The following is a 26,555-nucleotide window of genomic DNA, read 5'->3' on the forward strand; positions in this document are numbered from 1 at the left end:
TAGGTTACCTTCTGCTTTTCTTGCTCTTCAATTTCAAATAATCTTTCCCCAGACAAGCACTCGGTGTCTCTCAGTATAATTTAGCGCAGTATCAAAAGTTTCTTATAAAACCTTATAATTTCCCAGAAACTGATACATCTACTGGCATCTTCCGCCAGTTCTTCGTTCAGCTCTCCTCATATATGATTCTTTACCTAAAGATATGAATAGTTACGTTTTCTTTAAAAATTCTATATATTTTTTCGGTTCATTAACAAATACCCTTCCTTCAGATTTTGTCATAGCCAATACAAATTTTTCTCTAGAATTTTCCATATCTCCACTTTCAAACAACATCTTACCCAAAACAAATTCACGCGCACCATCATCTGCTCTTTCCATATCGCAATTCCCCATAATTTCTGCCCATTTGATGGCTTCTTCATGATTACCGATTAACAGGTATCCCTCCGCTAAACCTTCTGCAATGTGATAACTTTCATCATAGATTTCTCTAGGTATTGGCAATACATTCCAGGCTTTTAAGGAGACTTCAACAAATCCCTCATAATCTGACTCTTCATAATATCTTTCTGACTCTTCTATTAAATCCTCTAATTTTGCAGCTAATTTCCGATTTTTTACTTCCATATTGTTATTTCCTTGCCGTGCCCAGATTTATCTGATTCTCAATGAGCAAGATAGCAATTTTTCGGATCCGCAGTTACTTTACTTCTGCTAAAATTAATCCTTCAATTCGTTTTAGCTCTTCTTACCCTATTTTATCTACGACTTCTGTTTGTGTACCATAATCTAAGTCAAAATAGACATAAGCCTTTTGTCTCTAAACTTCCCTAGAAAAATATTTGCCTCGGCAATTATAACTTGACTTGGGTAAAATCATTGTTTTCTTGTTTCTACTGTTTAGCGTTCCTTGAATTAATGAACAAGTACTATTTAGGATATGCAGTTTTGATCTGGAAAAATTGACGTAGAAACCTATATGATCATAATAAAGTCCTTCCCAAAAAAGTTTGTAACTTTTTTGGGAAGGACTTTATTATTAATGCTAGCACAGTTATGTAAAAGACATTGACCCCGAATACTTAAAAAAACATTATGTACATCTGTAGCATTTGCTTATAAATATAAAATTCTGTATTGATACATTTATCTTTGGCTTACAATTATTTCAAGGTCTACAAGTTCCTAAATAAAGGAATTTTTTGAAAAACTATTTTCCCCATAAAGGATTGCGTCAGGCTTTTATAGTCTTCATATAAATTCATAGTAATATATTCTCCATAACCTTATTAAAACGCAAGAGGGTATATCAAAAAAATATAATATCCAAAGATCTAGTAGTCTATATCAGCATATTTGCCACTCATTGAACTTTTAGCCAGCTTTGATAACGCACTATCCCCAGATTGCAAACAATCATCTAAAAATTTATTGACAGTTTCATTTTTTGTCCAACCTGCACTTGCAACCGCAAGTCCTTCTCTGATATCTGCATATCCTCTCTCGATCTTTGGCTCAAATGCATTGATAAAACCAATTATTTCGCTAATTTCGTTCTCGTTAGGTATCACCTTATCAATTCCCATCGACCTTAATGCTCCATCAATAACAGCAAACTTCCCAAAAGTTAATAACCTTTGAACTTCCTGAACATCATTTATGTTTGCTCTCCTAATTCTACTTAATGCAGTAGCAGCAGCGCTGGTTACCATATCATGATCTTCATTTTTTCGGCAAATATCTTCAAGAATAGGGATTGTCTGATGATATTTTGCTTTTCCTAAAAGTCTGATGATATCATAATTTACCTCCCACATTTTAGCATCTGAGATAGAAGTTTTCAGGATGATAAAGAGATCATCTGCAAAGTCGACTAGTTCATTATTTACAGCTAATTTTACACCTTTTCTTAAATCACTTTTCTTTTCAGAACCAAGTAATTCTTTTATCGCCTCGTTGCTTACTGTATTTTTTGCCATATACTATTTATATTTTCTCTATAGAATTTCTCTCCTTTATTTATATCAACTAATTGCGTTACACTTTTGTCTAATTCGAGAATTTGACTTAGTGACACTACTTTTACATTATCCATATCTGCACCTTCATCACTAAAAACTTGGAAATCACCCTCTTCATCAAACGATACATAAACAATATCTGAAGTTTTTTCAACTACATACTTTGTGGTTATTACAGGTGTATTCCCTGGTATTTCATTAATATTCATAATTTAATTATTTATTCGAATTTACAAAAAAAACGTCAGCTATCCCATTTAGCTCTATTTTGTTCTCTACTCAAAACCTGAGCATTATTGCTTGGATCATTTCTTCCTCCTTTTGACTTTGCCTTAATATGGTCAACTTGTGCCTCAGTTTGTGATGGTGTGACACCTTTAACACTTTTTTGCGGCATTTCCAACACAGTTCCATCTAAATCACTACGTAAGATACCGTCATTATGTTTCATATTCGCATCATAAATTGCTTTTTTCTGAGCTGGGGTAAAATCAGCATTTGGTTTAATTTTGAACCTATTTGTATTAATTCCGGAATAATCTGTCGGCCCTTTCCACGGTGGAATCGCCTTTACAGCATCGTCACCTTTATTAGCAACATCATCTGATTTTTTAAGTACATCATCCCCAAGATCATCGGCCTGTTTTAAAGCATCAGCTGCTAATTCATCTGCTTCCCTTGTCACCACTGCAGCAATATCATCACTTTCTTTTTTGGCTAACTGCTCCAAGGTTTCCTTTATTCCCTTTTTAGCACCGGCTTCCAAAGCTTCCTTACCCACTTTTTCGGCGCCAGCTTCAGCAACCTCTTTGACTGTTTTTTCCACCACAACCTCAGCACCTTCTTTTAAGACAGTTTTTCCAGCAGTAGCGGCAACAGAACCTCCTGCGGTATAGACTGCAGCAACAGCATCAGGAATAAATTCCCCTACTGTGTTTCCAATTTTTCGTGGGTTATTAGCAATCCAGTCCCCTGTTTTTTGAGCACCTTTAACGATATCATCGCCTAGTTTATCCCAATTCTCTTCTTTATTTGCCCATTCCCAAGAATCATTGGCAGCTTTTTCCAAGTTTCCAGGTGTAGTGGTCCAAGTATAGGCATCCTTAACACCTTTGTAGCCATCTTTGACCATTCCGCCAATAGCTTCAGCAGTTCCTACAGGATCTTGCCCAACTTGATAGATTACTTCTCCAAGTCCTACAACACCATTTACTGCCCCTTCAACCAATCCTGTTCCCAAATCATCAAACCAATCCTTTGCCCCAGCTATAGGTTTCATCCAATCAGGAATCATCTTATTTCTGTCAGCTCGGCTCTCTTTTGTCTTCTGTTCAAGCCAATCGAACCCCTCTTTGATATAATCACTGGGCATTTTCCCTTCACCTACACCATAAGCTACCGCTGTGGCTCTATCAAAAAAAATACTGATCTTCCCACCAAATATGCAATTACAGGTTGAATCTTCCAAAAGCATTCGATTGCCATTGATTTTCACACCATCTTTAGGATTGTCCCATTGCAGCGTGGTTGGTAGACAGGTTACTCCTGTGGCCCATTTTGCTGGGCAGGTGCAAAGTCCCATTGGCTTCAGGTGAAAGAATGGAAATTTATCTGCTTCTGTAGCCATCGGTACATCGTAAATCGTCGTATTCTTATTAAAGCTTACTCTGAGTGTCGACGGGCTTGTACCCTTATCGCAGGCAAGAAATGCCCCCTCCGGCACATATTTTTTGGCCATGATCCACTTATTTTTTATTAACGTTCTTAACGCAGGTGCTGATTTCTACAAGTCTTATCTTTCTAAAAATCCGCTCCAATTCACTTAGGTCTTCCTTAGATTCCAAGACAGTAAAATCTGGAATCTTTAATATTTCTGAAACAATACAGCCCTGCAAGCGTTTGATCTTAGTATTATCTGCATAGATATCCAGACAAGATATAAGAGCCAGCTTTTCAGCATCTTTATCATTCAACAATATAAAATACCGGTCATTCTGAAATACAATATCCTCAATTTTAAAAATCATATGGCTTTCAGTATGTTTTTTTCTTCACGATATAGTGTACCTGGAATTTCTGCAATACTCATACACATGCTTTGTTCAGACCACGGCCACTCATCTAAACGATAGCGTTCCATATATCCTAATTCCAACTTTGTCGGAACCCGCGGGCGGTTTTTAAGTATCCTGATCATTGCTGTAACTTTATCCTGCTCAAAATGCTCCTCATCAATTTCGCCCTTAACTTCAACCTGATATTTACCATCACTCAATTCTGACAGAGTCTCTTTTGTAATAATGGGTACATTTTCTGCTGCCAGAAAATTTGGAAGTTCACGATATCCTTTAAATGGCTCATCTTTCTTGAACATCTTATTGTGAATACCAGGAAACAAAAGAAGATAAGGTTGAGCAAATCGCATTGAAGCGGAAAACTTTTCCTGATCATCCAAAAGTTCTGAGATCCCAGTAATAAATATGTTTTTATGCTCTTCCCTCTTATGACTTTTCATCAATTCAGGCTTAATTGTTTGCCACTTGCTGCGTATGTCATCAATATTTAGGATTGAACCTAGTTGTCCATTTTCATTGAGGGTACAGATTAATTCATTTCTAATTTCATGAATGTCACCTACCCATCTATACGCGCCTTCAGAGTTACTTTGCTTATATCGAAAGATATTTATTTTGAAAGTTGGGATTCCATTGCTAACTGATAAAAGATTAACTTCGATTCCCATTTCAACATGGTTTTCATTGGCCAAACCCTGGAAACGATATCGCTCTTCCCTTAAAAATGAATACCTCCTTTTCTTTCCAATATCCTGAATACCAAACTCCATAATTATCCTTTATTAATTTCAACGTCTGCGCCTGTGATATTGGTTGGACCACTGGAATTAATCTTTGATGTTTTGCTATCAATAGTTAAGTCTGCGTCTGTCTTAATATCCATGATTCCTTTACTATGGATGGTAAAAGTTCCTGCTGTAGCATCAAAACTCATATTTCCTTTAGACACTGTCCCCGTAATTCCTTTTCCATCTATCACAATTTTATTTCCACCTACCTGAAAAGTAATACTTGTCTTGCCATCCAGTATAATGTTTCCACCAGCATCCATTTTTAGCAGTGATTGTGGTGGAGCATCTTTTTTTCCGCCAACATTGATAATATTCGTGCTCCCTGCATTTACAGTATGATTTGTATTTGCACTCGTTGTTGCATTTCCTGCTCCGTCAAAATGCATATTGGCGCCACCTTGATCTTTCAAATTCATAGAACCTGCTCCATTGTCATATTTCAGTTCAGCACCACTTCTACCGCTAAATGACATAATATTGTTCCCTGTGCCACCACCTGCTCCAATACCGCCATGATACATCCCTCCCATAACAAATGGTCGATCTGGATGGTTATGAACAAAGTTTATGATAACCTGATCCCCCACTTCTGGAATAGACATAAATCCCCGATTCTTACCAACTTTGTCACTGCTTCCTGCATCAGGAGACATGACACGGATAAATTCTGTAGTATCCTGTCCACCCTGCCAGTCCAATTGAACCTGGACACGTCCTTGGTTCTGCGGGTCTGTGTTAGAGATAATCTTACCAAACTGTGGTTCAGCCACTGGTGTATTAAATTCTGGTCTGGGAATAAATCCGGTATCAGATGCTATGGCCTGAAATGATCCATCGTAATACCCACGGGCATCAACTTCATGAGTCACTTCTATCAACATTAATTTTGTAAAGTAAGATGTTTCATTACTATCAGTCTTCCGCATTTCAATATCAGCAATGCAACCTGGATACAGAAAAGGTACTGTTGTATTTCCAGAAGTGATAAATACTTCTGCTGCTTTGCTTCCAGCCGTTCCTTTTTGAGAGGCATCAATATCCATAAATGATGATGCTTTTATTGGAGCCACTCTTAGTGATGGAGTTTGAAATGTTCTCTCTGAAATTTCATAAGCGCGTTTCGCAATGTCAGAAGTATGATTAATTTTAGCGTCGCCGCCTTTGAACTTTTCATTCTTGCTGCTATTATAACCATAGAAAGAAGGGTTGACATGCTGCGCTTTCATTTTGATTTTGACATCACTTAAATTACTGCCATAGGTAAGCTTTACCGGTTTCTCCTGTGGAGGTAACTGCCCAAAATGCAAAACCTCACCATCGTAGAAAAACTGCTCACCATAAGCTTCTGCTATTCGTGCAAGATAATTATAGTGCGTTTCTTCATATTGTGAGCTATAAGGTACATTGCCGTGGCGGGCATCTACCCTGAAATCATATTTACCTAGCCCAAGTCCCTCCTTTATGATGTCATTAGCAATTGAATTTAAACTGATTGGCTGTGCTCCTCCAAAACTTTGAATGTGTGGTGCAGCATCCAACAAGATCGTTGGGCTGTAACCTGATAATACCAGATTGCCAAGACTTCCTTTTTCCTGACTGAAACCCACCTCAGTAATAACCCCGACGAAATTTCGTTCCGGTCCACTGTCTACATCTTTGTATTTAAAGACAACAGTAATTCTTTTTCCTAAAAAATTCTGAGCCTCTTCAAGATTATGGTTTTCTGCATCACCTAAGGTATCATGGGCAAGTATAAGATCAAATTCATGATGCTTTACTGCACTCTGGGAAAGCTTAAAATGTTTGAAATACTTAACTGGTTTTCCCTCGACATGTATGTCTAGCCGTACTACTCTATTGATTCCGACAATATCACTTTCGGGTATTGCCTGAGCATTGAAAATCTTTGAGGTAGGTTGTTTTGCCCAGACTTTTTCCTGAACTATAGTTGGTTGGGTTGGTACTAAGGGCTGGTTCAGGAACTGCTTTCCTGTATTTACAGAATTCTTAACCTTGGAAGCAATTTTTTTTACCTCTTGGATATTCGCCTTTTCTTGGATTTTGCTCGCAAAATCTGTCTTGACTGAATCTACTCCCGGCTTGGGAAGATTCTTTCCTTCTTGAAACATGATATGTTTTTTTTCAGTTGTGATTACTTCGATATTAACCTTTTTAAAGGTGAGACCTTTTAAATCAGAAGAACAATCAGGTAATTTGCTGGTCTCTTGCAAAAGTACATTAAGACTGGTCTGAGTTTAATACGTGAGGAATTTTATACGAGAAAACTCCTTCTTAAAAATGTAAACGAATTATTTTATTGGACTGATTTTCATATTCTTCCATAATTTTTTTTGTGATTTATTTCCCGCAATATAACACCTTAGAAATTCACGGCAAAAGGAATTACATGAAACTTTAAAAAGTGTAGTAGTTCTACGATTCAATTAATTAGATAGATAATTAGAACAGATATATTGAATCTTACTAAGCTCCACTAATTTCTAGGGTAAGAACTCGTCTATTACTTTTCAAATTACCACGATTTTGGCACAAACTTTACGAGTTTACTTGAAAATTATACGATTGCAACTATAATTAAAAACAATAACTGTTACAGTATTCCCCCTAAAGAAGTCAATCCTATTGAACCAGTTCTAGTTATAAAATACAATAGCAATGGAATAAAAGGGTTTACTTAGGCCAGGTTATTACATCTAACTTTGTCTTGAATCAATTTTTATACGTAAAAGTTGTTTTTAGAGATAACTGAACAGCTGCTATAATTAAACACAGAAACCCAGTAGCTGTTTCAGTTTTTTGATCGTTATCACTAAAATACTTCTGGCTACTGACATGATGCTGTCACTAATCAGATTTAAATTTGCTTCATAATAATTTATTAAGCAATAAAAACATGAGAAACACATCATCTAGTACAACATCCAATCAAATCGAATTTCCAAAACCTACCATGATTTCAGTTAACAGTGTTGTATTAGAAGTATTTGAAGCAGGAAAACAAAATTCAGGGAAACCGATCATTCTCTGTCATGGTTTTCCGGAACATGCATTTTCCTGGCGTTATCAAATACCAGCTCTTGTCGCAGCAGGTTATCATGTCATTGTCCCAAATCAACGTGGCTATGGTAACTCATCTTGCCCAACCGAAGTAACTGATTATGATATAGAACACCTGACTGGTGACCTTATTGCGCTGCTCGATTATTACGGATACAAGAATGCCATCTTTGTCGGTCATGACTGGGGTGCAAATGTTGTGTGGAATCTGGCACTACTGTATCCTGAACGGGTCAATAAGATAATAAACTTAGCTCTGCCTTATCAGGAGCGAGGAGAGCAACCATGGATTGAATTTATGGAAACCCTATTTGGAGAAGACTTTTATTTTGTTCATTTCAATAAGCACGTGGGAATTGCAGATGCTATAATGAATGAAAACACATCCCGGTTCCTGCATAACATATTCCGCAAAGATATACCTCCCGCTCCACCTGCTCCGGGAATGCTAATGATCAATCTTGCAAGAGCAGAAAAACCTTTTGGGAAGCCCCTAATGGAAAACAGTGAACTATCCGTATTCGTGTCTGCCTTTGAATCATCCGGGTTTACCGGAGCTATAAATTGGTACAGAAACCTTGATAGAAACTGGCACCTTATGGCGAACGTAAAGCCAATCATTCATCAGCCGACTCTGATGATATATAGAGAACAGGATACGATTCCAAAGTCTGAAAATCTGAGAAGTATCGTTCCTAATCTGGACATTGTCAGTCTGGATTGTGGTCACTGGATTCAGCAGGAAAAACCGGAGGAGACAAACGGATCAATTTTAAAATGGTTAGCACAGCAGAATGCATAACAAAGAAATAGATACATATTGTCCGCAAAGTCAAGCAGATTGGAGACAATGGTTAGAAAAAAACCATCAATCCAGCCAATCTGTTTGGCTTGTCTGTTATACAAAAAAGTCGAATGTGCCATCATTAAGTTGGAGTGAAGCTGTTGACGAAGCTCTTTGCTTCGGTTGGATTGACAGCACAAGGAAAAAGATTAACGACATCTCGTTTATGCAGTTTTTTGCCAAACGTAAACCTAAAAGCAACTGGTCAAAAATCAACAAAGAAAAAGTTCAGCAGCTTATTGACAGCAAAAGAATGACAAAACAGGGCTACGAAAGTGTTGAGATTGCGAAACAGAACGGATATTGGACAATCTTGGATGAAATAGAAGAAGTGATAATTCCGAACGACTTAGAAATGGCATTCGAAAAACACAATGGCTCGAAAGATTATTTTCTAAGTTTGAGCAAATCAACAAGAAAAATAATATTGGGCTGGATTATCCTCGTCAAAAAACAGGAAACCAGACAAAAGCGCATAGAGGAAGTTGTAGAAAGTGCAGCACTGAATCTTAAACCGAAACATTTACGATAGAAAAGACTCAAACAGGTAACTATAAAGTTTATAAAAGTCGAACTAAAGGTCCTTTGAATCCAATCATTAAAACAAATAACATATTGATAACAAATTAATTAAATCGGATTAAATTTTGTTTTTCAAAATTTATTAATTACCACGATTTTGCCACAAACTTTATGAGCTTATTTGAAAATTATGCGATTGCTAACATAAAAAAATCCTGCAAAAATGAATTTTGCAGGATTAATCAGTTTTTAGCGTATTTTGAAGACTTCTTCAATTACACAAAGTGGAGAATACGGGATTCGAACCCGTGACCTTTTGACTGCCAGTCAAACGCGCTAGCCAACTGCGCCAATCCCCCTTTTTTGAAGCGGTACAAAAGTAAGTATTTAAATGATACCTGCAAATAATTTTTGGAATATTTTTACAAACTTATGTTTTATCCAAATTACGCTTCTGTATATGATCTACAATTCAAACCATCCATCGCATTATCATTATAATGTTAAGTAAAGGCAATGTTATTATTCATGCATTTTTATCAATGATGGATAAAAAACCTTTTATTTTTGCTATTATTACATATTTGGTAATAACTTTGTGAAAAAATTAAACAAAAGTTTGTGAAAAAATATACTTCCGTTCTTCTTCTCTTTATTTTTTCTATTATTTACACTCAGCACTATAGTATACAGTTATATAATACAGACAATGGTCTTCCACAGAACAGCGTAAAAGATATTATAAAAGACAAATACGGCTTTATATGGCTGACCACTGAAAACGGAATTGTGAGGTATGATGGCATGAAATTTTTGGTTTATAAGAATCTTCCATTAAACAGTCAGCGGTTTATGTACTTCTACGGGCATCCCGAAAAAGACAGCATTTATGCTACAGCAGACTACGGAAGAACAGTACTTATACACCGGAAGTCCCCTAAGGTCATCAATTCATTTAAAAAAAAATCAAATTTTATATTTAAAGACCATACCAATTACTTTTTATATGGGTCCAATTACAGCTATACTACATCCCCAGGCCTGAGTCTTTATTTTCAGTTTACAGATGGCACTTATTTTATAAAAGAAAATTCCCTGAAATACATTGATACTGTTTCTCAAAAAGAAGAGAATCTAACTATTAAAGCATTCTATAAGAACACAGCCAGAATATTTGTAATCAATTCTTCAGTATTCTTTATTGACAATCAGGCAAAAAATATCCAGAAAATAGAAAAGGGAAAAGTTGTCGATTATTATAATGAACCTTTACTGACTGACATACATAGTAAAATCTACTGGAGCAGAATTAATAATCAGGTTTTTATAGTCAACAGGAACAGCATTTACAGGTGCCTCTATGAACAAAATAAATTCAACATATCAAAACTAGCGCAGCTAGACCATATTGCAGAAAATATAATAAGTGTATATTATGACAAATCTTACCATAAACTTTATCTCGGAAGCAGCACCAATGGTCTGCAGGTGATCAGCTTTCCGGATTTCACTACACTTCAGAGACATTCATCAAAGCCAGAGTCAGTTTTTTACGCCACCCTTCCCTACACTAAATCTTCAGTCATTACGACTTTTGGAGAGAGCTATGATCATAACGGGCTCGTTGAGAATAAAAGTTTTGAAAGCATCACTCCGTTCTTCATGGCTTATGACGAGAAGAAAAATCTTATTGCCCGCAAGGCAAATGACTTGGTCATATATCAGAAGAAAACATCTTATAAGGAAATTATTTTAAAGAAAAATTTCATTGTGATAGACTTTTTTTTTGACGCCAACAGGTATTATGCCTTGGAACTACATCAAAAAAAGGATGGAACTACCGAATACAGTGGAAACCTCTTGGTTTATAAAGACCTGTCTTTCAAATCTGTACAAAAAAGGTTTTTTTTTAATAATGAGCCTTCTAAATTCCTGAAGTTTGATGAGGATCACATCCTGGTAGGAACCATAAAGGGATTATATAAGGTATCGTTGAAAACAAACAGAATACTCAATTTAAATCCTGGTAATGAATTATCCATTCGCAGTATTATAAAATCAAAAGATGGTAATTTCTGGATAACCACTTTAGGAAAAGGGCTCTATCTACTGAAAAATAATCGTCTGGTCAAAATGCCCTATGATGCCAATAACAATATTTCTTCTTCCCATACCATTTTGGAAGATTCACACGGTTTTTTCTGGATTCCTACCAACAACGGGCTTTACAGGGTTATGGAAAGCCAGCTGCTTCAGTATGTTCAGAACAGACAATTCAAAGTTAATTATTATCGGTTTTCAAAAGATTCAGGCTTTAAAACCAACGAATTCAATGGAGGTAGTAATATCTGTGGTACCAGGCTACAAAATGGGGAATTTGTACTTCCTTCTTTAGATGGCTTGGTTTTCTTCGATCCGATGAAAATAAAAAGCTATTATCCGGAAAACATTTACATAGAAAGGGCTATTATTGACAACAAAGAACAGTATTTCGATAAAGTACTGAATCTAAAACCGGAATGCAATCGTATTGATATTTTCATTGATATACCCTATTATTCAAACCCTGACAATCTAGTTGTAGAAGCAAAGCTTAGCGGAATGCCTAATTCCCGATGGGAACCTATAGGAAAGGACGGAAAATTTTCCATTTCAAATCTTTCCTATGGAAATCATTCTTTTGTAGTAAGAATTCTGGTTTCCGACGATGGAAAATATATTTATAAAAAAATCAAAATTATCATTCCTCCCTATTTTTACCAGACGCTGTGGTTTAAATTATTAATTTCGTCCATCATACTGTTCTTATTATACATACTGGTAAGGTGGAGAATACGTTTTCTGAAAAAGAAAAATCATGAACTGGAAGAAATAGTCAATTCCCGTACGAAAAGTCTTTCCGATACTGTTGAAAAGCTGAAGATTACAAAAATAAAGCTTCATAAAGAAATTGAACAGCAAAAAAAACTTATCGGAACTATTACCCACGATATTACAACCCCCGTGAAATTTATTGCACTTACAGCAAAAGAGGCCCTGAATCAGAATGAATTAAGCGGACAGCAAAGTGAAAAAATCCTGAATTCTATTTACAAGTCCTCGGATCAGTTATACAATTTCACCATTACCTTAAAAGAATATGCGGATATTTATACACACCACCGATCCAACAAAACAGAACTCTATTCCTTATATCATCTGATAGATGAAAAAAGGGTGCTTTTTAATGCCATAGCAGAAAACCATCATACTGTAATTATCAATAATGTAGACAAGGCGATATGGGTATGGATCAGTAAGAATATACTGTCTGCAATTATCCACAACCTTCTGGATAATTCTGTAAAATTCACTAAGAATGGTATCATCACCATAGATAGCAGTGTGGAAGGCGATACCATCATCCTATTGATAACAGATACGGGCATCGGAATGGATGAAAAGAAAATAGAATATTATACAAAACTTCAGGATAATATTGAAAACGAAAAATTATTACTTCAAAAATATGGAATGGGCCTTCACCTTGTCCTGCAACTGCTTCAAATGATCGAAGGAAAAATTGTATTCAAAAAAAATAAATTAAAAGGAACTTCATTTAAACTGATTTTAACAAATAAAAAAGATGATTAAGAATATTCTTATTGCTGATGATCACGACATTGTTCTGGTAGGAACAAGCATGATTTTAGAATCAAGAATCCAGGATGTCGTAATAGACCAGGCTGAAGATTATCCGGAAGCTCTGGAAAAAATCTCCGGAAAGAAATATGATCTTGTTATTTTGGATATTAACATGCCGGAAAGCAAAAACAAAAAAATGATCTCCGAAATTAAAACACTGGACCCCACCATAAAAATACTGATATTCTCTGCTTATGAAGAAGAGGTAGCGGTACAGTATATAAAAGCAGGCGCCAATGGATACATCAGTAAGCTAAGCAAATCTGAGGAAATCTCTGATGCTGTCAATAAAATATTTTCAGAAGGGTTTTATTATCCCTCGTCTATTGTACAGCAATTGCTTCAACAGTCTCCCTTAGATTCTATAAAAAATTTATCTGTGAGAGAATATGAGATTTTTATTTTAATGGTACAGGGTAACGGCAATTTAGAAATCTCGAATAAAATGAATATCCAGATGCCTACCATCAGTACCTATAAAAAAAGGATTCATATCAAACTTAAAACGAAAAATTTAGCAGACCTCATCAAGCTGTACCAAACCTATATAGCATGATTTACCTGTAAATCATAATACGTAGAAAATTTTCTACAATATTCTTTATTTCTTTCTACGAAATGCATTATTTTTCGTAGAATTATTTCTATATTTTTACATTATCAATGAAATTAATTTAAAAATCAGTTCAAAAAATAACGAAATTCACAATACTGTAATCAACATTTAATCTAAAGTTAATATATCAGAGTAAAGTACTGTTGATATACTATGCTTTACATAATTTATATTCAGAACGTTAGGATTCTAAAATTAAAATAAAATGCTAAAAAAAATTACCAGACTAGGACAATTATTAGGGTTATTGACCTCCTCCATTGCTTTTTCGCAGGCAGGAAATGTAGGAATAAATACCCCAAACCCAGGATCTACAATAGACATTAATGGATCTGTAGCGGCTAATTATACCGCAATAAATACAACATCATACAATTTGAATTCAGCCGATTTTCATGTTTCCTATAATGGTACCGCTAATGCAGTATTTAATCTTCCGGCTGCCATCAGCGGACTGGGAAATTTCAAGGGACGAATGTACACCATTAAGAATAATACAAATTTTACCATCACAGTAAATCCTGCAGTACCGGAAACAATCAATGGAAATACCAGCATTTTAGTCCCTGCAAACCAAAGTGCTCAGCTGATCAATACAGGAATTACTGGTGCTAATTCTACCTGGGAAATTGTATCCATGAGCTCTTCGACAAATAATTACACCGCCAGTAACGGTCTCACCATGTCAGGTACTGATGTTAAATTAGGAGGTAGTCTATCCCAGCCAACAGATATTGCTACTGCAGGAAACAACCTGAGTATCAACGGAACCGGAAAGGTTTTGATAGGGACCAATACTGTTCCTACAGGAGCAGCCAATTCTAAAATCGTTATAGACAACGGTACTACTAACGGTGCATTGCAGATTAAAGACGGCACCCAGCAGCTGGGTTATGTACTGACCAGTGATGCCAACGGTTTAGCCACCTGGTCATCTACGGTTACCACTGCATTTGCTAATAACTGGACGTCTTATACGGGAACATTGGTTAATCCTTTTACCGGAGCCTCAGGTGGAGATAATTTCACTACAGGAATATCCGTTAATATTCCTGCCAAGGGATGGTATTTTTTCCGTTCTGGAATTACTATCACTTCTACTTGTAATGATTACTGGTTTTACATTGCCGGTATAGGAGAGGTTTGGAAAGCATATTGTGGAACTGCCAGCCCCGACCCTATTAATTTTGTTCCAAGAGATCAGACTAGAGTATTGTACTTCGCAGCTCCCGGTATTTATCCTGTAGTTGCTCATAAAACCAATTTTGTAGTTCCCGCAGGATTTAATGGTGGAAACCCAAGTTTCTATCTTGATTTTGTGAAATTTCAAAATTAAGGAAAACCATACAACATGATTCTAAATACATAAATTTGAAAACTGAACTGCTCCAAATCCCTCATTTCTCCGACAGTTCATTAAACAGCCCTCTCTGCATCCCATGCAGATTATTAAAAACAAGTAAAATTTCTTTACCCTAGTTCATCAATCTTATTAAATATGAGAAAAAAAATGTTATTCCTGCCATTATTGGTAGTTTTAAATGGTGCTTTTATGCATTCTCAAACAGGAAATATAGGCATAAATACGATTAGTCCAGGCAGCAAACTAACCGTCAATGGATCATTTGCCGCAGCCTACAAAACCACAGCAACAAGCGGTCCTGTTGATGCCAATGATTATTATATAGCTTACAGCGGTAACAGCAACGGTACTTTAGCTCTGCCTGCTGCAGCAAGCGGATCCGGAAATTTTATTGGAAGAATATATCACTTCAAAAATACAGGAACAGGACAGCTCTCTGTAACAGCAGACGGATCAGAATTAATCGATAATCAAAGTGGCGCAGGCGCATCTTCTATTAATATTCCCCCTGGTTATTATGCATTTTTCATAAGCAAGGGAACAACCGCTGGAACAACCTGGGAACTTATTTTGCTATCAAGTTCGGATAGTTTGCCTGCGGCAGAAACTACCTACCCTTTCTCCACGATAAGTACCACCACGCGGCAATCACTGCCTGCCAGTACCGGGCCTTATATTGTTTCAGAACTTAATTATCCACAGGGTACTGTAATTAACACAGCAGGTGTACTAAACACATCAAACGGCAGATTCACCGCACCTACAAAGGGATACTACATGTTCTATGGTTCAACTCAATTTGATAATGGCTCCCTTCCGGGGAATTCGGCTTTTGCCTGGGCAATTTTATACCTTGTAAAAAATTACAATACGACTCCCAATAATATATTAGTACAGTCCTACCAGCCCAGCCCCGGCACACTCGTAGGTACCAATGTTTCATGTATTACCTATTTAAATGCAGGAGAAACAGTAAGTTTAGCTTCTGCAGCTGCAGTAAGCAGCGGAACTGTATATCAGGTAGTAGTCAGCTCACTGTATGGTTATAAAATTGCCAACTAACTGCATCATATCTTAATTGAGTCAATCTCGCCAATCCATCATAGTATCACAGATGATGAGAGAGAAAAAATTGTTCCCAAACAAAATAATCAGATTGGCGTGTTTGACTGGCAGTCAAAAGGTCACAGGTTCGAATCCCGTATTCTCCACTAAGGAGATGATTAAAACCTCATCAACAATTCTTTTAAAACTATAAAATCCTGTAATTATTAAAAATTACAGGATTTTTATCATTATATGGAAGTGATCCATTTTTAAATGTCTATTATTTTCTGATATCCTAAGAAAATTCTAGAAAAAAGGAATGGAACAACCTGATCTCATCAGTTTTCCAGATGATTTTTCTTTAAAAACTCCCCTATTTTATTCCATTCAATTTGTCCGGCAATAGCATTGGAGTTTGCGTCAAAAACGTGTTCACCATAAGGAATCTCCACATAAGAAACAGGAAGCTTCAGCTCTTCCGTTTTTTTTACAAATTTTCTGGTCGCTTCTACATTGACGACATGATCGATCTCACCGGCAATAATAAATGTTGGGGAAATCCCTTCAGAAAGCTGGTCTATTAAATTCAGCTGGGCATAACGCTGTGGGAATTCGGTGGGAGATCCGCCCAGATATTTTCTGGCGGCATGTTTCAGGTCGATATTCTTTTTCTCATCTATTTTTTGCCAGAGTTCGGATAGGCTGACAGGTGGATAAATAGCAATAACGGCCGCCGGAACTGGAGGCTGAAGCGAGTCATAAGATTGGGCAAAACCTTTCCTTAGCCCTAAATCTGCCTGCATTATCAGTGCTGCTCCCGCAGAACCGCCTACCAAAACTATTTTGTTCGGATCAATATTGAATTTTTTTGAATTTTTCACAACAAATCCCATTGAAGTCACGACTGAATTAACAGCAGATTGCCAATTGTGCCGATCTTCCTTTCCTAAAGGATAATCGATAGAGAAAACGGTATATCCATGATCTTTAAACCAATTGGCAGCATACCCGACCTGAGTTCTGTTCCCCTCGATAAAAGCACCGCCATGAACAAGAATAACCGGGATTGTAGGTCCTGAAGATTTTGTTTCCGGGCGGAAAACATCTATATGCTGTTCTTCGTTATAAATAGTAAGATAAGAATACGTTTCCGTAGGTTTTACCGGCTCTTCAGAACTTTTCAACCCCTGAGAAAATGAAACCTGGGTATTGTATTTTTTAGCGGTAGAAAACATAACTACAGTAAAGTAAATCTGGGCAATACAAAACAATACCGAAAGAATTAAATTAGTTTTCAATAAGTTACGCCAGTATTTTCCATATCTATAAAAAAGAAAACAGATGCATAGGAGTACCAGGCTCAAAATAACAAACTGTGAGTTGAACTGCATGGTGAACGAACTGCTATACCCGCTTAAAAGCATGGGAGCTTTCAGATACACCGAAATCATGGGGATCACCAACACCACCAAAATGATGAAGAGCAAAATCGCAAAAAATATATTTAAAGACTTTTTCATTATATTAAAATTTATACGTTACGGTAAGATATCCGGAAGTCGGAGGAATTGCAATCGTGAAATAAGGCGTATCGTTGGCGACTGCAGAAGCATACTCTGCCTGAGTGAAATTTTCAAACCCGGCAAGCTGCTGCTGAAGAGTTCCCGGTCGCTGGTAACTCATCACACCATATTTGTTAAATACATTGTTCACATTGACCAGCATACTGAGATGCTCATTTAAATTATATCCTATTCCCAGATCAAATTGTGAAAACCCCGGCAATTTATAGACATTGGTATTACTCCCCTCTCTTTTTCCCATATAACTCCAGGTTACAAATCCAAATGCTTTACCAATTTTCAAATTAGGAGTGATATTGGCCATAATTTTGGGGGTATACGCAATAGTAGTTCCCGAATATGAAATTACAGTATCATCTGATGGGCCGGGTGCACTTCCTAAATTCCATAGATACCCTTCTTTCACTTTTGGATCCTGTAAGGTAAGCACAGCCCTGATACTGAAATTATCGGACGGTCTGATATTGGTTTCCAGCTCTATTCCATAGGTTTCATTTTTATTATATAAGGAAGGCGTTGTGTAGAACCCACCTTTTCCGTCATCTGCCATAAAGCTGTAAGGTACATTACTCAGTAAACTGTAAAATGGAGTTACAAAAGCATCAAAATAGGCTGTTTTGGTTTTAAATCCCATTTCCACCTGTTGTGTTTTTCTCGATTGCGGATCAAGTAACCCTATGGTTTCCGGTCTGTTGGCCGCAAAAAACATATCGAGATCCGGAGACTTACTTCCTTTAGAATATCTGGCATATACGGCAACATTATTATTGAATTTATAGTTCAGCGCTGCAGAATAGGAAAAGTTTTCCAGCTGTCTGCTGTAGGCAACGTTGGTAAGTTTTGAAAGAGCGTTGTTATTGTATAAGGTATAAATATTGCCATCCGTACCTCCGTTTTTATCTGAAAACAGATAGGTTCGGGTATTATCTCCCTTGATCCATACCTTTTCGTAACGGACTCCCCAATCCAATGTCAGGTGATCTGTAATATCCCAGGTATGTCCGAAAAATACGGCTCCCTGCTGCTGTTTAGCTTTAAACTCCAATAAATCTCCTGTACTGCCGGCTGCCTGTGCAAAACCGTCATTATTCGTCAGCTGATAAACACCGGGTTTTGTAAAATCTAAAGTGGTAACTCCCGTTAAACTTAAAGTCATCATTCTTGGCCGGTTCTCTAAGGTGGTAAGTCCTATCCCATTGATTCCGGAGAAACGCCATACATCCGAGTACCCATAATAGCCGCCAAATGAAAAATTCATAGTATTCCATTTTTTATTGATGGTCAGCTGATTCATGGATTCCTTTACTTTATTTTCATAAAAATTAAGCGCTGACATGACAAATGAATTATTCTGAATAGACTGACCCGGCAATTGATTCTTCGTGATCTGATAAACAGGTAATCCTCCGGCCCCCAATGTAGAATTCACACTGGCAAGTTCCTGTCCTGTGAGGGCATCCTTAAAGGAATAAGTCCCCACTCCCAGTCCGCCAAGCAAAAAATAAGAGGTCATATCATCCAGCGATGTAAGAAAAGAATTTCCTACACTGTTCTGTGCTACCTCATTATCAGAATACTTACTGGCTAAAAACAACTTCCAGTTATTTCCCAGATTGTGGTCCCAGTTTAAACCTACAGACCGGTATTTGTTACTTACCAGGCGGCCTGAATTATAATCTATATTCCCACCATGAATAAAATCCGGAGAATTATACTGTAATTTCGGAATCAACAGGGATGAGCTGCTGCTGAATCCTTCTGCCGGTTCGGGACTTGTATAATTTCGTGTAGGTACCAATTGAGCATAGCCATTTCTATCATCAAGATACTTTACAAATACCTTCAGACTTCCTTTGCTGTATTTTTTTACGATATTTGCTTTTACCTGTCCTCCATTATTAAACGGATACCCTGCATATCTGGCCCCTAAATCATACCGGTAAAATCCACCAATATTAAAAAACCAGTTATCACCCAAAGGACCTCCAAAGTTGACATCAAGTCTGTGATACCCGGAATTATCTGCTCCCTGAACCCCATACTTAGCCCGGATTTCTCCTCCAAACTTATTTCCACCCGTCTTAGAGATATAATTGAAAATTCCCCCTGGTGCATTGGCCGCAGTAATAGAAGCGGGACCTCCCCTTACAGCATCAATCTGAGAAATCGTGGCATCTGCTCTTAGAAAAAAGTCCGGTCCATAATTATAATAAGTAGTATTGGTTACCGGCAGGCCATCTTCCTGCATAGATATGTATTCATAAGCAAACGTACCATCTGAAGATCCCGCGCTGATCCCTCTTGAGCTTACATTATTCCTGATCTCCCCCAATGACGAATTGACATATACTCCGGGAACGTTTTTCAATAGATCTGCAGCACTCACGGGAACCTGCTTTTCAATGACATCACTTTTCAGAACGGAGATCGCAATGGGTGCATTCATTCTTGTCCTTTTGTCAAAAACCCCGGTCATGATCACTTCATCAATATCTTTTGTTTTTGCGGTATCAGCTTCTTTTTTCTGCCCTATCATATGAGAAGAGGCCGTCAGAAAAAGTATAGCTACCGTCATTTTTCTATGTGAAAATTGAGTCTTCATATACTTTAATCGTTAGTTTGTACCGTATTTTTTAAGCCATTCCGCCGCGTTGGTGAAAACAATCTGTTCATCCTTCGGTAATTTTGTAATAAGATGTCCAGCTCCGGGAACGATAACCAATTTATACTGAACCCCTTTTGCTTTCAGGGCTTTTTCCAGGATATAAGCCTGCTGGATGGGAACCACCTCATCATTATCCCCATGAATAATCATGGTGGGAATCTGATTCACAAATTGTACAGGACTGGTTTTAGCATAAGCTTCCGGGATAGCATCACCGGGATTCCAGACTACTTTGTTACCAGACATTTTATCCAGAACGCTCAAAAGGTTGGCCGCTTTCACATACTGTAACGTCTGAATATCTGTAAAGTCTACAGGGCCACACATCTCTATGATGGTTTTGATCTGAGGATTTTTTGTATAAGCATACATCAGAGAAACATGGGCTCCGGAGCTTCCTCCGGAAATGGAGAACCCGTTTTTCCTAGTATCCCATTCCCCGGCATGGGAAGAAAGGTATTTGGCAACATGGTCGATATCATCCAGAAGTTCCGGAAGATGCGTGTCTGTAAGATTAGCATACCGATAATTGACGCTGGCAACAGCAATTCCCTGTGAGAGAAGATATTCGGCCAATTTAACGTCGTCTTTTCGGTCACCTTGTGTCCAGGCTCCACCGTGAATGCTAATAAGAAATGCTGTGTTAGGGTTTCTGTCGGCAGGAAGATAAACATCCATCACATTCCTTTCATGTGTGCCGTATTTTATATCGGTAAGCTTTTCTTGCTTTTGGCTTACAGAGGCTGTTTTGGTGCTTCCTGTATTTTGTGTTGCGCAGCTTGTGGCCATTAATACAATGGACAGTACTGCAATTTTAAAATAATTCATTTCAGTTAGTTTTTTAAATTCTTTTTAAGTATTTTTCCTGTGGCACTTAAAGGCAGCTCATCAATAAATTCTATGATTCTCGGATATTTATACTTGGCAATTCTTTCTTTTATCCACAGTTTGATATCTTCTTCGGAAGCTTTGCTTTCTTTTGTTCTCACCACGAAAGCTTTAATTTCTTCACCCAGTTTTTCATCATCGATGCCGATAATGGCAACCATAGAAATATCAGGGTTCCTCATCATCACTTCCTCCACTTCACGGGGATAAACATTCATGCCGCCTCGGATAATCACCTCCTTTTTACGGTCAACAATGAAGAAAAAGCCGTCTTCATCCTTGATAGCAATATCTCCGGAAAACATCCATCCGTTTTTCAGAACTTCTTCAGTTTCCTGATGTCTTTTGTAATAGGCTTTCATCACATTGGGACCACGGTAGACCAACTCTCCTTTTTCTCCAACCGGAAGTTCATTGCCCTGATCATCAACGATCTTTACCTCAACACCCCAAATCGGAGTTCCAATCGAGCCAGCCTTTCTCCCCACTGCCAGCTGATTGAATGTCACCACAGGAGAACCTTCAGACATTCCATATCCTTCAATAATAGGAACCTCGAAACGGGTTTCAAATTCGTCAATGATTTTTACAGGAAGAGAAGCTCCTCCGGAAATACAGATTCTCAGTTTTTTAATACTATGGGTATTTTCTTCGGTATCTTCTTCATTCAGAAGCACCCAATACATAGAGGGAACGCCGGCAAAAATTCTGATATCAAAACGGGTAATCAGCTGATACACTGCTTGGGCAGAAAATTTTGGAAGCAGGATAAGATGAAGCGATTTCCGGATTCCTGCAAGAAACATCACCGTCAAGCCAAAGATGTGAAATAATGGTAAAACGACAAGCTGAGCCTCAAATTCAGCCGCCCCAACTATGGTGGTACTGGCTTCTGCATTCGTAAAAAGGTTAATATGAGAAAGTTCTGCTCCTTTGGGTCTCCCTGTAGTCCCTGAAGTATAAATAATGACCGCTGTGTCTTCCGATGAGGTCATATATGATTCAAAATCGGTTTCTTCATCTTTAATTAAATCATCAAAATTCAGGATATCTTCGGCCAGATACCCTATGCTGATAAAATCTCTGCATGATCCGCTTTGAACAAAGCCTTCTTTTCCGAATTGTCCCACAGGCATTTCCTGAGTTCCTGCAAAACACAAAAACAGGGTGCTGTCTGAGTCGGAAAGCTGATAAGCAATCTCTTCAGGTTTAAGAAAAATACTAAAGGGTACAACCGTTGCTCCTGTTTTTAATATGGCGAAAAAAATAATCGGGAATTGAGGAATATTAGGACAGAGCAAAGCAACTTTGTCCCCGTAACCGATTCCCTTTTTTGTAAACGCATTGGCCGCCTGGCAGACTTTTTCATGGAAAATTCTATAATTGATCGTAGTTTCTCCAAGGCTTAAGGCAGGTTTTTCAGGGTTCCTTCTTGCGCTTTCTTCCACTAAAATTGATAAGTTCAGCATAGTTTTGTTCATATTGAGTTAATGTTGATATGAAAAAGGGCCTTGATTAAAGGATATTTCATATGAACTAATCTTAACTCCAAATTAATGATATGCTGAACAGATGCTGACACGAAAAGGAAATTCCGTGATACGAAAAAGAAATTTTTTCAAAGCGTATAAAAATACAACCTCTTGCAAACGTTGAAATAGACAACATTCACAACATTCCATAGAAAAGTGTTTAAGTTTTACTGGCGTTCTTCGGAAGGAAGTTTTCCGAAATGACGGAGATAAAGCTGAGAAAAATGTCCACGATTATTATATCCAATACAGTCACTGATCTCTCCTACTGATTTTTCCGTTTCCAGCAGCATGGATCGTGCTTTTTCCATCCTGGCTTTAATGATGTATTGATGAATAGGCAATCGGGTATAATCTTTAAATCCTTTTTTAAGATCACTGCTGTTGAGTCCACAATATCTGCTGATTTCCCTGATCGCCAAAGTTTGGAATGCATTGGTGTCTACAAAATCTTTTGCCAGTTTTATTTTGTCTTCAAATGCCTTTTTGTGTTCAAGAGTCTTCTCATCAGAAAGAAGATAATGAATCCAGTAGCTTAAAAACTCCAGAATTCTGCTTTCGAGGATAATGTTACAGGACGCATCATCAAACGGAGTATCGAAAATAGTTTTCAGTTTTTCCTGGCTCAGGTAATTGCGTTGTGCATTTTCCAGCTTCTCCTTCAACAGTCCGTTATCTTTTGAAAAAAGAGTTTTAGGAACAAAAATTCTTACCCCATCAATATCGGTAGTATTATGCTCGAACTTTTTTTCATCGTTAATAAAATTACTGCTGATTTTCCCTTCTTTATTCATCCGGAAATCCATCATTCCGTTGTCTCCGACTTTATGTGGAGAATGGAAAATAGTTTCTTCATGAAAGTTCCATTTCCCCCGGAAAAAGTGAAAATTTCTTTTGCTGAAAAGAATCAGCTTCCCGCTTCCCAAATCCTCAGGCATCTCCAGAACAGTAGAGTTCAGGAGATCTTTGTCACAAAATCTGTAATCCTTAATCAGACCCTGTTTAAAACCATCCGGCTCCAGGTAAGGAAGGAGTAATTCCATAAAACGGTAATTTATTGAATGCAAGTTAATAAAATTATAAAACATGACAAATATCATGTTTTATCACTTGAAAATATGTTGTGAGAACTGATAAAATGATCTTCTCCAGGTCAGCCATTCATGACGGGTTTCCGGAGATTTATATTGGAAATAAGGGTAATTATTCTGATGTAGAAAAGTTGTTAGCACCTCATTAAATTTAAAAAATAACACATCTTCTTTTCCCCCAATTCCTATAAAGAAATAAGGTTTTTTCTTAGTCTTTAATAAGTTTCCGATCGGGAGTTCTTTAAAAGGCTCTGCCTCGGTTCCTTCATAAATTACCGGACTAAATGCCCCGATGGCCGAGAATACCTCTGGGTGGGAAACCCCAATCAGCATGGCCTGATAACTGCCACGGGAAAGTCCCGCAATAGCTTTCTTGCCAGAGGTTTTATATTTTTTTTCAATATAGGGAATCAGTTCTTGGATAACAATTTTGTCAAGATTTTTAGAAGAAAGAACAGTTCTGGGATAGTTGTCCGGCATTTTTTCCTGTTCAGGATTCAGGGCTACGCCATAATCCATAACCACTATCATTTTCTTAGCCTTATTTTCCGCAAAAAGGTTATCAAGGATGTGAAGGATGTAGCCTTGTTTTTCCCAGCCGGTAATATCTTCTCCGGTACCATGGTAAAGATATAAAACGGGAAGTTTTTCGGATCCGTAATTGGGAGGAAGGTATACTTTAAAGTTCCGTGTGCCATGGGTTATTTCTGACCTCAGACTGTCGTTAACAATTTTTCCGTGCTTTACATTTTTCTCCAGGAAAAAATCTTCTCCCGAAGGAACTTCAATTCCGCTGGTCGGTTGGCTGTATCCAAAATACAGCTGGGTATTAGGATCATTTGTACGTTGACCATCCACATTAAACCAGTAGTAATGAAAACCTATTTCCATAGGGCTGGTAGAAATGTTCCAAAACCCATTTTCACCTTTGGAAGCAGAGGATTTTATACTTTTCATTCCATCACCTCCATCTAAAATTACAGATTTGGCATCAGGAAAATACACCTGAAATTCAGCTTTTCTCTCTGCGTCTATTTTCGGAAATTCTTTTCCGGATAAAACTGTTGAAGAAGTTTTATACGTCTGGGAAAACGCAATGGAAGAAAATAAAATGGCAATTAAAGATATTTTGTGTGGGTACTGCATTATTTTAATTTTAACATATTAAGAAAATCGCAGTCAGATAATATAATAGCCTTCAATATTTCTGATGATACTGCGTTATTTACATCAATAGTAAGGAAAATATTTCTTCTTTATCTCAATCTGTGGAATATTGTTTTTTTCTGACTGTCCGGAATTCAGATTTCCCTTCCTCATTTCTATCCTGATTATTTAAGAAACTGCTTCATCATTCTCAGCGTGATCTCCATACTTTCCGGGAGTGGCATTCCGTGGGCATAACCTGCAAAGAGGTGTAATTCTGTAAAAACACCTGCTTTTATCAGCCGGTCAGCGTACGCCAATCCACTATCCCGCAAAGGATCTGTTCCTGCAACAAAAATAACCGTTGCTGGAAGATTGGAAAGATCTTTAGTATTTCCGGGCAGCACATATTTCTCTTGTGGATTCCCCTTTTTTCCTATGTAAAAGTCTTTTAAAACCGGAAAGTCGTCACCTTTAAGCCCCCGAATTCTTTTAAATTCAATGACCGACGGATAATCCATATTGAAATCCCCCGGCGGAATTTCCAGAACCTGTAAACTGATTTTAGGACCTTTCTGATCCCTGGTATATTGGGCCAGGCCTCCGGAGATACCAGCTCCCGCACTGGAACCTCCCACAGCAATCAGGTTTGGATTTCCACCTATACTTTCAGCATTTTTATAGGCCCATAATAATGAAGCATACGCATCATGAAGGGCTGCCGGAAAAGGGTTTTCCGGAGCGAAACGGTACTCTATATTGATAACTACAGCATTTCCTTTCAATGCATAATCTGCACATCGCTGATGATCCCATTTTGCGGTTCCATATACAAAACCACCACCATGAAACCAAAGAAATATGGGCAGTTTTTTTGAATTTTTGAGTTTATAAATCGTTACCGGAATTTCTGGATCTTTTGCATTCAGTCCAGGAATTTTAGACCGTGTTACTTCAATACTGTCTTTGTTTTTCAGTTCCGGCCAGGCCATTTCTTCCTGAATTTTACGATCTCTTTTTACTTCTTCAAATGTCATATCCTGAATCGGAATATGACCCGTAACCTGAAACTGAGGCAGCAGCCTTTTTTCTCCTTCCTGGGCAGTTAGCGGATGATATTGTTGAGCCAATGATAAACCCGGGATCAGGAAAGGCAGTAAGAATAACAGTGAGTTTTTCATAATAATAGTAATACGGATTATATTCTTTCAAAAATAGTATTATGCTTACCATCGGATGATACGAAAAGGAAATTTTATGATACGGAAAAGAAATTTTTCATGACAAAGATCAACCATAAAATCCTAATACAAAAGATGGATAAACAGCCTGCATGAAAGCTGATTTTTCTAAAAACGATCTATCTTACGGATAAAGATAAGCGCTTTATGGCAGATTATTTTACAAAATATCATTTTCACAAATTAAAGATTATATGATTAAAATTTTTAACAACAAATGCAATCACACTTAACAAATTGCATACCCACACCCTAATAGCCTGTAAATGAAATCAGTGAAGCACTTGTATTAAGTCACAAAAAATAGCCGTTATCCCCATATTCCCTTCTTTATGAAATCACGTAATAAAGATTTAATACTCTAT

Annotated in this window: 20 protein-coding genes and 1 tRNA gene; 6 read left to right on the forward strand and 15 right to left on the reverse strand. The window is 37.4% G+C overall.

The features are described from left to right. Positions 1-210: 210 nt before the first annotated feature. From JML65_RS16420 to JML65_RS16450, 7 genes are all read right to left on the reverse strand, one after another. Positions 211-630 (reverse strand): hypothetical protein, encoded by a 420-nt coding sequence (locus tag JML65_RS16420; protein ID WP_202271451.1) that lies wholly within the window; start codon positions 628-630, stop codon positions 211-213. Between the two features lie 707 nt (positions 631-1,337). Beyond that, complete coding sequence (locus JML65_RS16425) at positions 1,338-1,982, reverse strand: hypothetical protein (RefSeq protein WP_202271452.1); 645 nt, start codon at positions 1,980-1,982, stop codon at positions 1,338-1,340. Then, complete coding sequence (locus JML65_RS16430) at positions 1,964-2,233, reverse strand: hypothetical protein (RefSeq protein ID WP_202271453.1); 270 nt, start codon at positions 2,231-2,233, stop codon at positions 1,964-1,966. The genes JML65_RS16425 and JML65_RS16430 overlap by 19 nt, the downstream gene beginning before the upstream one ends. 35 nt (positions 2,234-2,268) lie before the next feature. Next, positions 2,269-3,762: a DUF4280 domain-containing protein gene (locus JML65_RS16435; protein WP_202271454.1), complete on the reverse strand. Its 1,494-nt coding sequence runs from the start codon at positions 3,760-3,762 to the stop codon at positions 2,269-2,271. Between the two features lie 7 nt (positions 3,763-3,769). After that, positions 3,770-4,051, reverse strand: a complete 282-nt coding sequence (locus JML65_RS16440) for a hypothetical protein (protein ID WP_084084378.1) — start codon at positions 4,049-4,051, stop codon at positions 3,770-3,772. Beyond that, positions 4,048-4,869, reverse strand: coding sequence for a hypothetical protein (locus tag JML65_RS16445; protein WP_202271455.1), 822 nt, complete (start codon positions 4,867-4,869; stop codon positions 4,048-4,050). Before JML65_RS16445 ends, JML65_RS16440 begins: the two co-directional genes overlap by 4 nt. A gap of 2 nt (positions 4,870-4,871) precedes the next feature. Beyond that, positions 4,872-7,019, reverse strand: coding sequence for a type VI secretion system Vgr family protein (locus JML65_RS16450; protein WP_202271456.1), 2,148 nt, complete (start codon positions 7,017-7,019; stop codon positions 4,872-4,874). 785 nt (positions 7,020-7,804) lie between these two features. On the opposite strand from JML65_RS16450, the gene JML65_RS16455 reads away from it, so the two are divergent. Both JML65_RS16455 and JML65_RS16460 read left to right on the forward strand, forming a co-directional pair. After that, positions 7,805-8,770, forward strand: a complete 966-nt coding sequence (locus JML65_RS16455) for an alpha/beta fold hydrolase (protein ID WP_202271457.1) — start codon at positions 7,805-7,807, stop codon at positions 8,768-8,770. A gap of 115 nt (positions 8,771-8,885) precedes the next feature. After that, the gene (locus JML65_RS16460; protein ID WP_317194082.1) at positions 8,886-9,344 is read left to right on the forward strand and encodes a YdeI/OmpD-associated family protein; all 459 of its coding nucleotides are present in this window, start codon (positions 8,886-8,888) and stop codon (positions 9,342-9,344) included. A gap of 275 nt (positions 9,345-9,619) precedes the next feature. Here JML65_RS16460 and JML65_RS16465 read toward each other — a convergent pair. Continuing rightward, positions 9,620-9,693, reverse strand: a tRNA-Ala gene (locus JML65_RS16465). Positions 9,694-9,955: 262 nt separating this feature from the next. Between JML65_RS16465 and JML65_RS24065 the strand changes: the two genes are divergently transcribed. The 4 genes from JML65_RS24065 to JML65_RS16485 all read left to right on the forward strand — a co-directional run bounded on the left by JML65_RS24065 (position 9,956) and on the right by JML65_RS16485 (position 16,059). Continuing rightward, positions 9,956-12,967 carry an ATP-binding protein gene (locus tag JML65_RS24065; protein ID WP_202271459.1) on the forward strand — a complete coding sequence of 1,004 codons (3,012 nt, stop codon included), beginning with the start codon at positions 9,956-9,958 and terminating at the stop codon, positions 12,965-12,967. Further along, positions 12,960-13,574, forward strand: coding sequence for a response regulator transcription factor (locus JML65_RS16475; RefSeq protein WP_202271460.1), 615 nt, complete (start codon positions 12,960-12,962; stop codon positions 13,572-13,574). Before JML65_RS24065 ends, JML65_RS16475 begins: the two co-directional genes overlap by 8 nt. A gap of 265 nt (positions 13,575-13,839) precedes the next feature. Continuing rightward, positions 13,840-14,970, forward strand: a complete 1,131-nt coding sequence (locus tag JML65_RS16480) for a hypothetical protein (RefSeq protein WP_202271461.1) — start codon at positions 13,840-13,842, stop codon at positions 14,968-14,970. Positions 14,971-15,132: 162 nt separating this feature from the next. After that, on the forward strand, positions 15,133-16,059 hold the full coding sequence (locus tag JML65_RS16485; RefSeq protein ID WP_202271462.1) for a hypothetical protein: 927 nt from the start codon (positions 15,133-15,135) through the stop codon (positions 16,057-16,059). 323 nt (positions 16,060-16,382) lie between these two features. On the opposite strand, the gene JML65_RS16490 is transcribed toward JML65_RS16485, so the two are convergent. From JML65_RS16490 to JML65_RS16520, 7 genes are all read right to left on the reverse strand, one after another. Beyond that, positions 16,383-17,564, reverse strand: a complete 1,182-nt coding sequence (locus tag JML65_RS16490) for an alpha/beta hydrolase (RefSeq protein WP_202271463.1) — start codon at positions 17,562-17,564, stop codon at positions 16,383-16,385. Positions 17,565-17,568: 4 nt separating this feature from the next. Continuing rightward, positions 17,569-20,229 (reverse strand): TonB-dependent receptor domain-containing protein, encoded by a 2,661-nt coding sequence (locus JML65_RS16495; protein ID WP_202271464.1) that lies wholly within the window; start codon positions 20,227-20,229, stop codon positions 17,569-17,571. A gap of 12 nt (positions 20,230-20,241) precedes the next feature. Continuing rightward, a complete protein-coding gene (locus JML65_RS16500) occupies positions 20,242-21,120 on the reverse strand; it encodes a prolyl oligopeptidase family serine peptidase (RefSeq protein ID WP_202271465.1) in 879 nt (292 codons plus the stop codon). Between the two features lie 5 nt (positions 21,121-21,125). After that, entirely contained in the window at positions 21,126-22,649 is a 1,524-nt protein-coding gene (locus JML65_RS16505; RefSeq protein ID WP_237390915.1) for a long-chain-fatty-acid--CoA ligase, read from the reverse strand. A 230-nt stretch (positions 22,650-22,879) separates the two neighbouring features. Then, the gene (locus JML65_RS16510; RefSeq protein WP_202271467.1) at positions 22,880-23,755 is read right to left on the reverse strand and encodes a helix-turn-helix transcriptional regulator; all 876 of its coding nucleotides are present in this window, start codon (positions 23,753-23,755) and stop codon (positions 22,880-22,882) included. A gap of 63 nt (positions 23,756-23,818) precedes the next feature. After that, a complete protein-coding gene (locus JML65_RS16515; protein WP_202271468.1) occupies positions 23,819-24,949 on the reverse strand; it encodes an alpha/beta hydrolase-fold protein in 1,131 nt (376 codons plus the stop codon). Positions 24,950-25,134: 185 nt separating this feature from the next. After that, positions 25,135-26,130, reverse strand: a complete 996-nt coding sequence (locus tag JML65_RS16520) for an alpha/beta hydrolase (RefSeq protein WP_202271469.1) — start codon at positions 26,128-26,130, stop codon at positions 25,135-25,137. Between the last annotated feature and the right edge of the window lie 425 nt (positions 26,131-26,555).

This window comes from Chryseobacterium sp. KMC2, from assembly GCF_016756935.1.
Classification (GTDB): Bacteria; Bacteroidota; Bacteroidia; order Flavobacteriales; family Weeksellaceae; genus Chryseobacterium; species Chryseobacterium rhizosphaerae.

Bases quoted from the DNA above. Each gene is read 5' to 3' on its own strand.
- JML65_RS16510 (WP_202271467.1), bottom strand. From the start codon at position 23,755: ATGGAATTACTCCTTCCTTACCTGGAGCCGGATGGTTTTAAACAGGGT.
- JML65_RS16500 (WP_202271465.1), bottom strand. From the start codon at position 21,120: ATGAATTATTTTAAAATTGCAGTACTGTCCATTGTATTAATGGCCACA.
- JML65_RS16420 (WP_202271451.1), bottom strand. From the start codon at position 630: ATGGAAGTAAAAAATCGGAAATTAGCTGCAAAATTAGAGGATTTAATA.
- JML65_RS16430 (WP_202271453.1), bottom strand. From the start codon at position 2,233: ATGAATATTAATGAAATACCAGGGAATACACCTGTAATAACCACAAAG.
- JML65_RS16490 (WP_202271463.1), bottom strand. From the start codon at position 17,564: ATGAAAAAGTCTTTAAATATATTTTTTGCGATTTTGCTCTTCATCATT.
- JML65_RS16505 (WP_237390915.1), bottom strand. From the start codon at position 22,649: ATGCTGAACTTATCAATTTTAGTGGAAGAAAGCGCAAGAAGGAACCCT.
- JML65_RS16495 (WP_202271464.1), bottom strand. From the start codon at position 20,229: ATGAAGACTCAATTTTCACATAGAAAAATGACGGTAGCTATACTTTTT.
- JML65_RS16425 (WP_202271452.1), bottom strand. From the start codon at position 1,982: ATGGCAAAAAATACAGTAAGCAACGAGGCGATAAAAGAATTACTTGGT.
- JML65_RS16445 (WP_202271455.1), bottom strand. From the start codon at position 4,869: ATGGAGTTTGGTATTCAGGATATTGGAAAGAAAAGGAGGTATTCATTT.
- JML65_RS16435 (WP_202271454.1), bottom strand. From the start codon at position 3,762: ATGGCCAAAAAATATGTGCCGGAGGGGGCATTTCTTGCCTGCGATAAG.
- JML65_RS16485 (WP_202271462.1), top strand. From the start codon at position 15,133: ATGAGAAAAAAAATGTTATTCCTGCCATTATTGGTAGTTTTAAATGGT.
- JML65_RS16515 (WP_202271468.1), bottom strand. From the start codon at position 24,949: ATGCAGTACCCACACAAAATATCTTTAATTGCCATTTTATTTTCTTCC.
- JML65_RS16455 (WP_202271457.1), top strand. From the start codon at position 7,805: ATGAGAAACACATCATCTAGTACAACATCCAATCAAATCGAATTTCCA.
- JML65_RS16520 (WP_202271469.1), bottom strand. From the start codon at position 26,130: ATGAAAAACTCACTGTTATTCTTACTGCCTTTCCTGATCCCGGGTTTA.
- JML65_RS16475 (WP_202271460.1), top strand. From the start codon at position 12,960: ATGATTAAGAATATTCTTATTGCTGATGATCACGACATTGTTCTGGTA.
- JML65_RS16450 (WP_202271456.1), bottom strand. From the start codon at position 7,019: ATGTTTCAAGAAGGAAAGAATCTTCCCAAGCCGGGAGTAGATTCAGTC.
- JML65_RS16440 (WP_084084378.1), bottom strand. From the start codon at position 4,051: ATGATTTTTAAAATTGAGGATATTGTATTTCAGAATGACCGGTATTTT.
- JML65_RS16480 (WP_202271461.1), top strand. From the start codon at position 13,840: ATGCTAAAAAAAATTACCAGACTAGGACAATTATTAGGGTTATTGACC.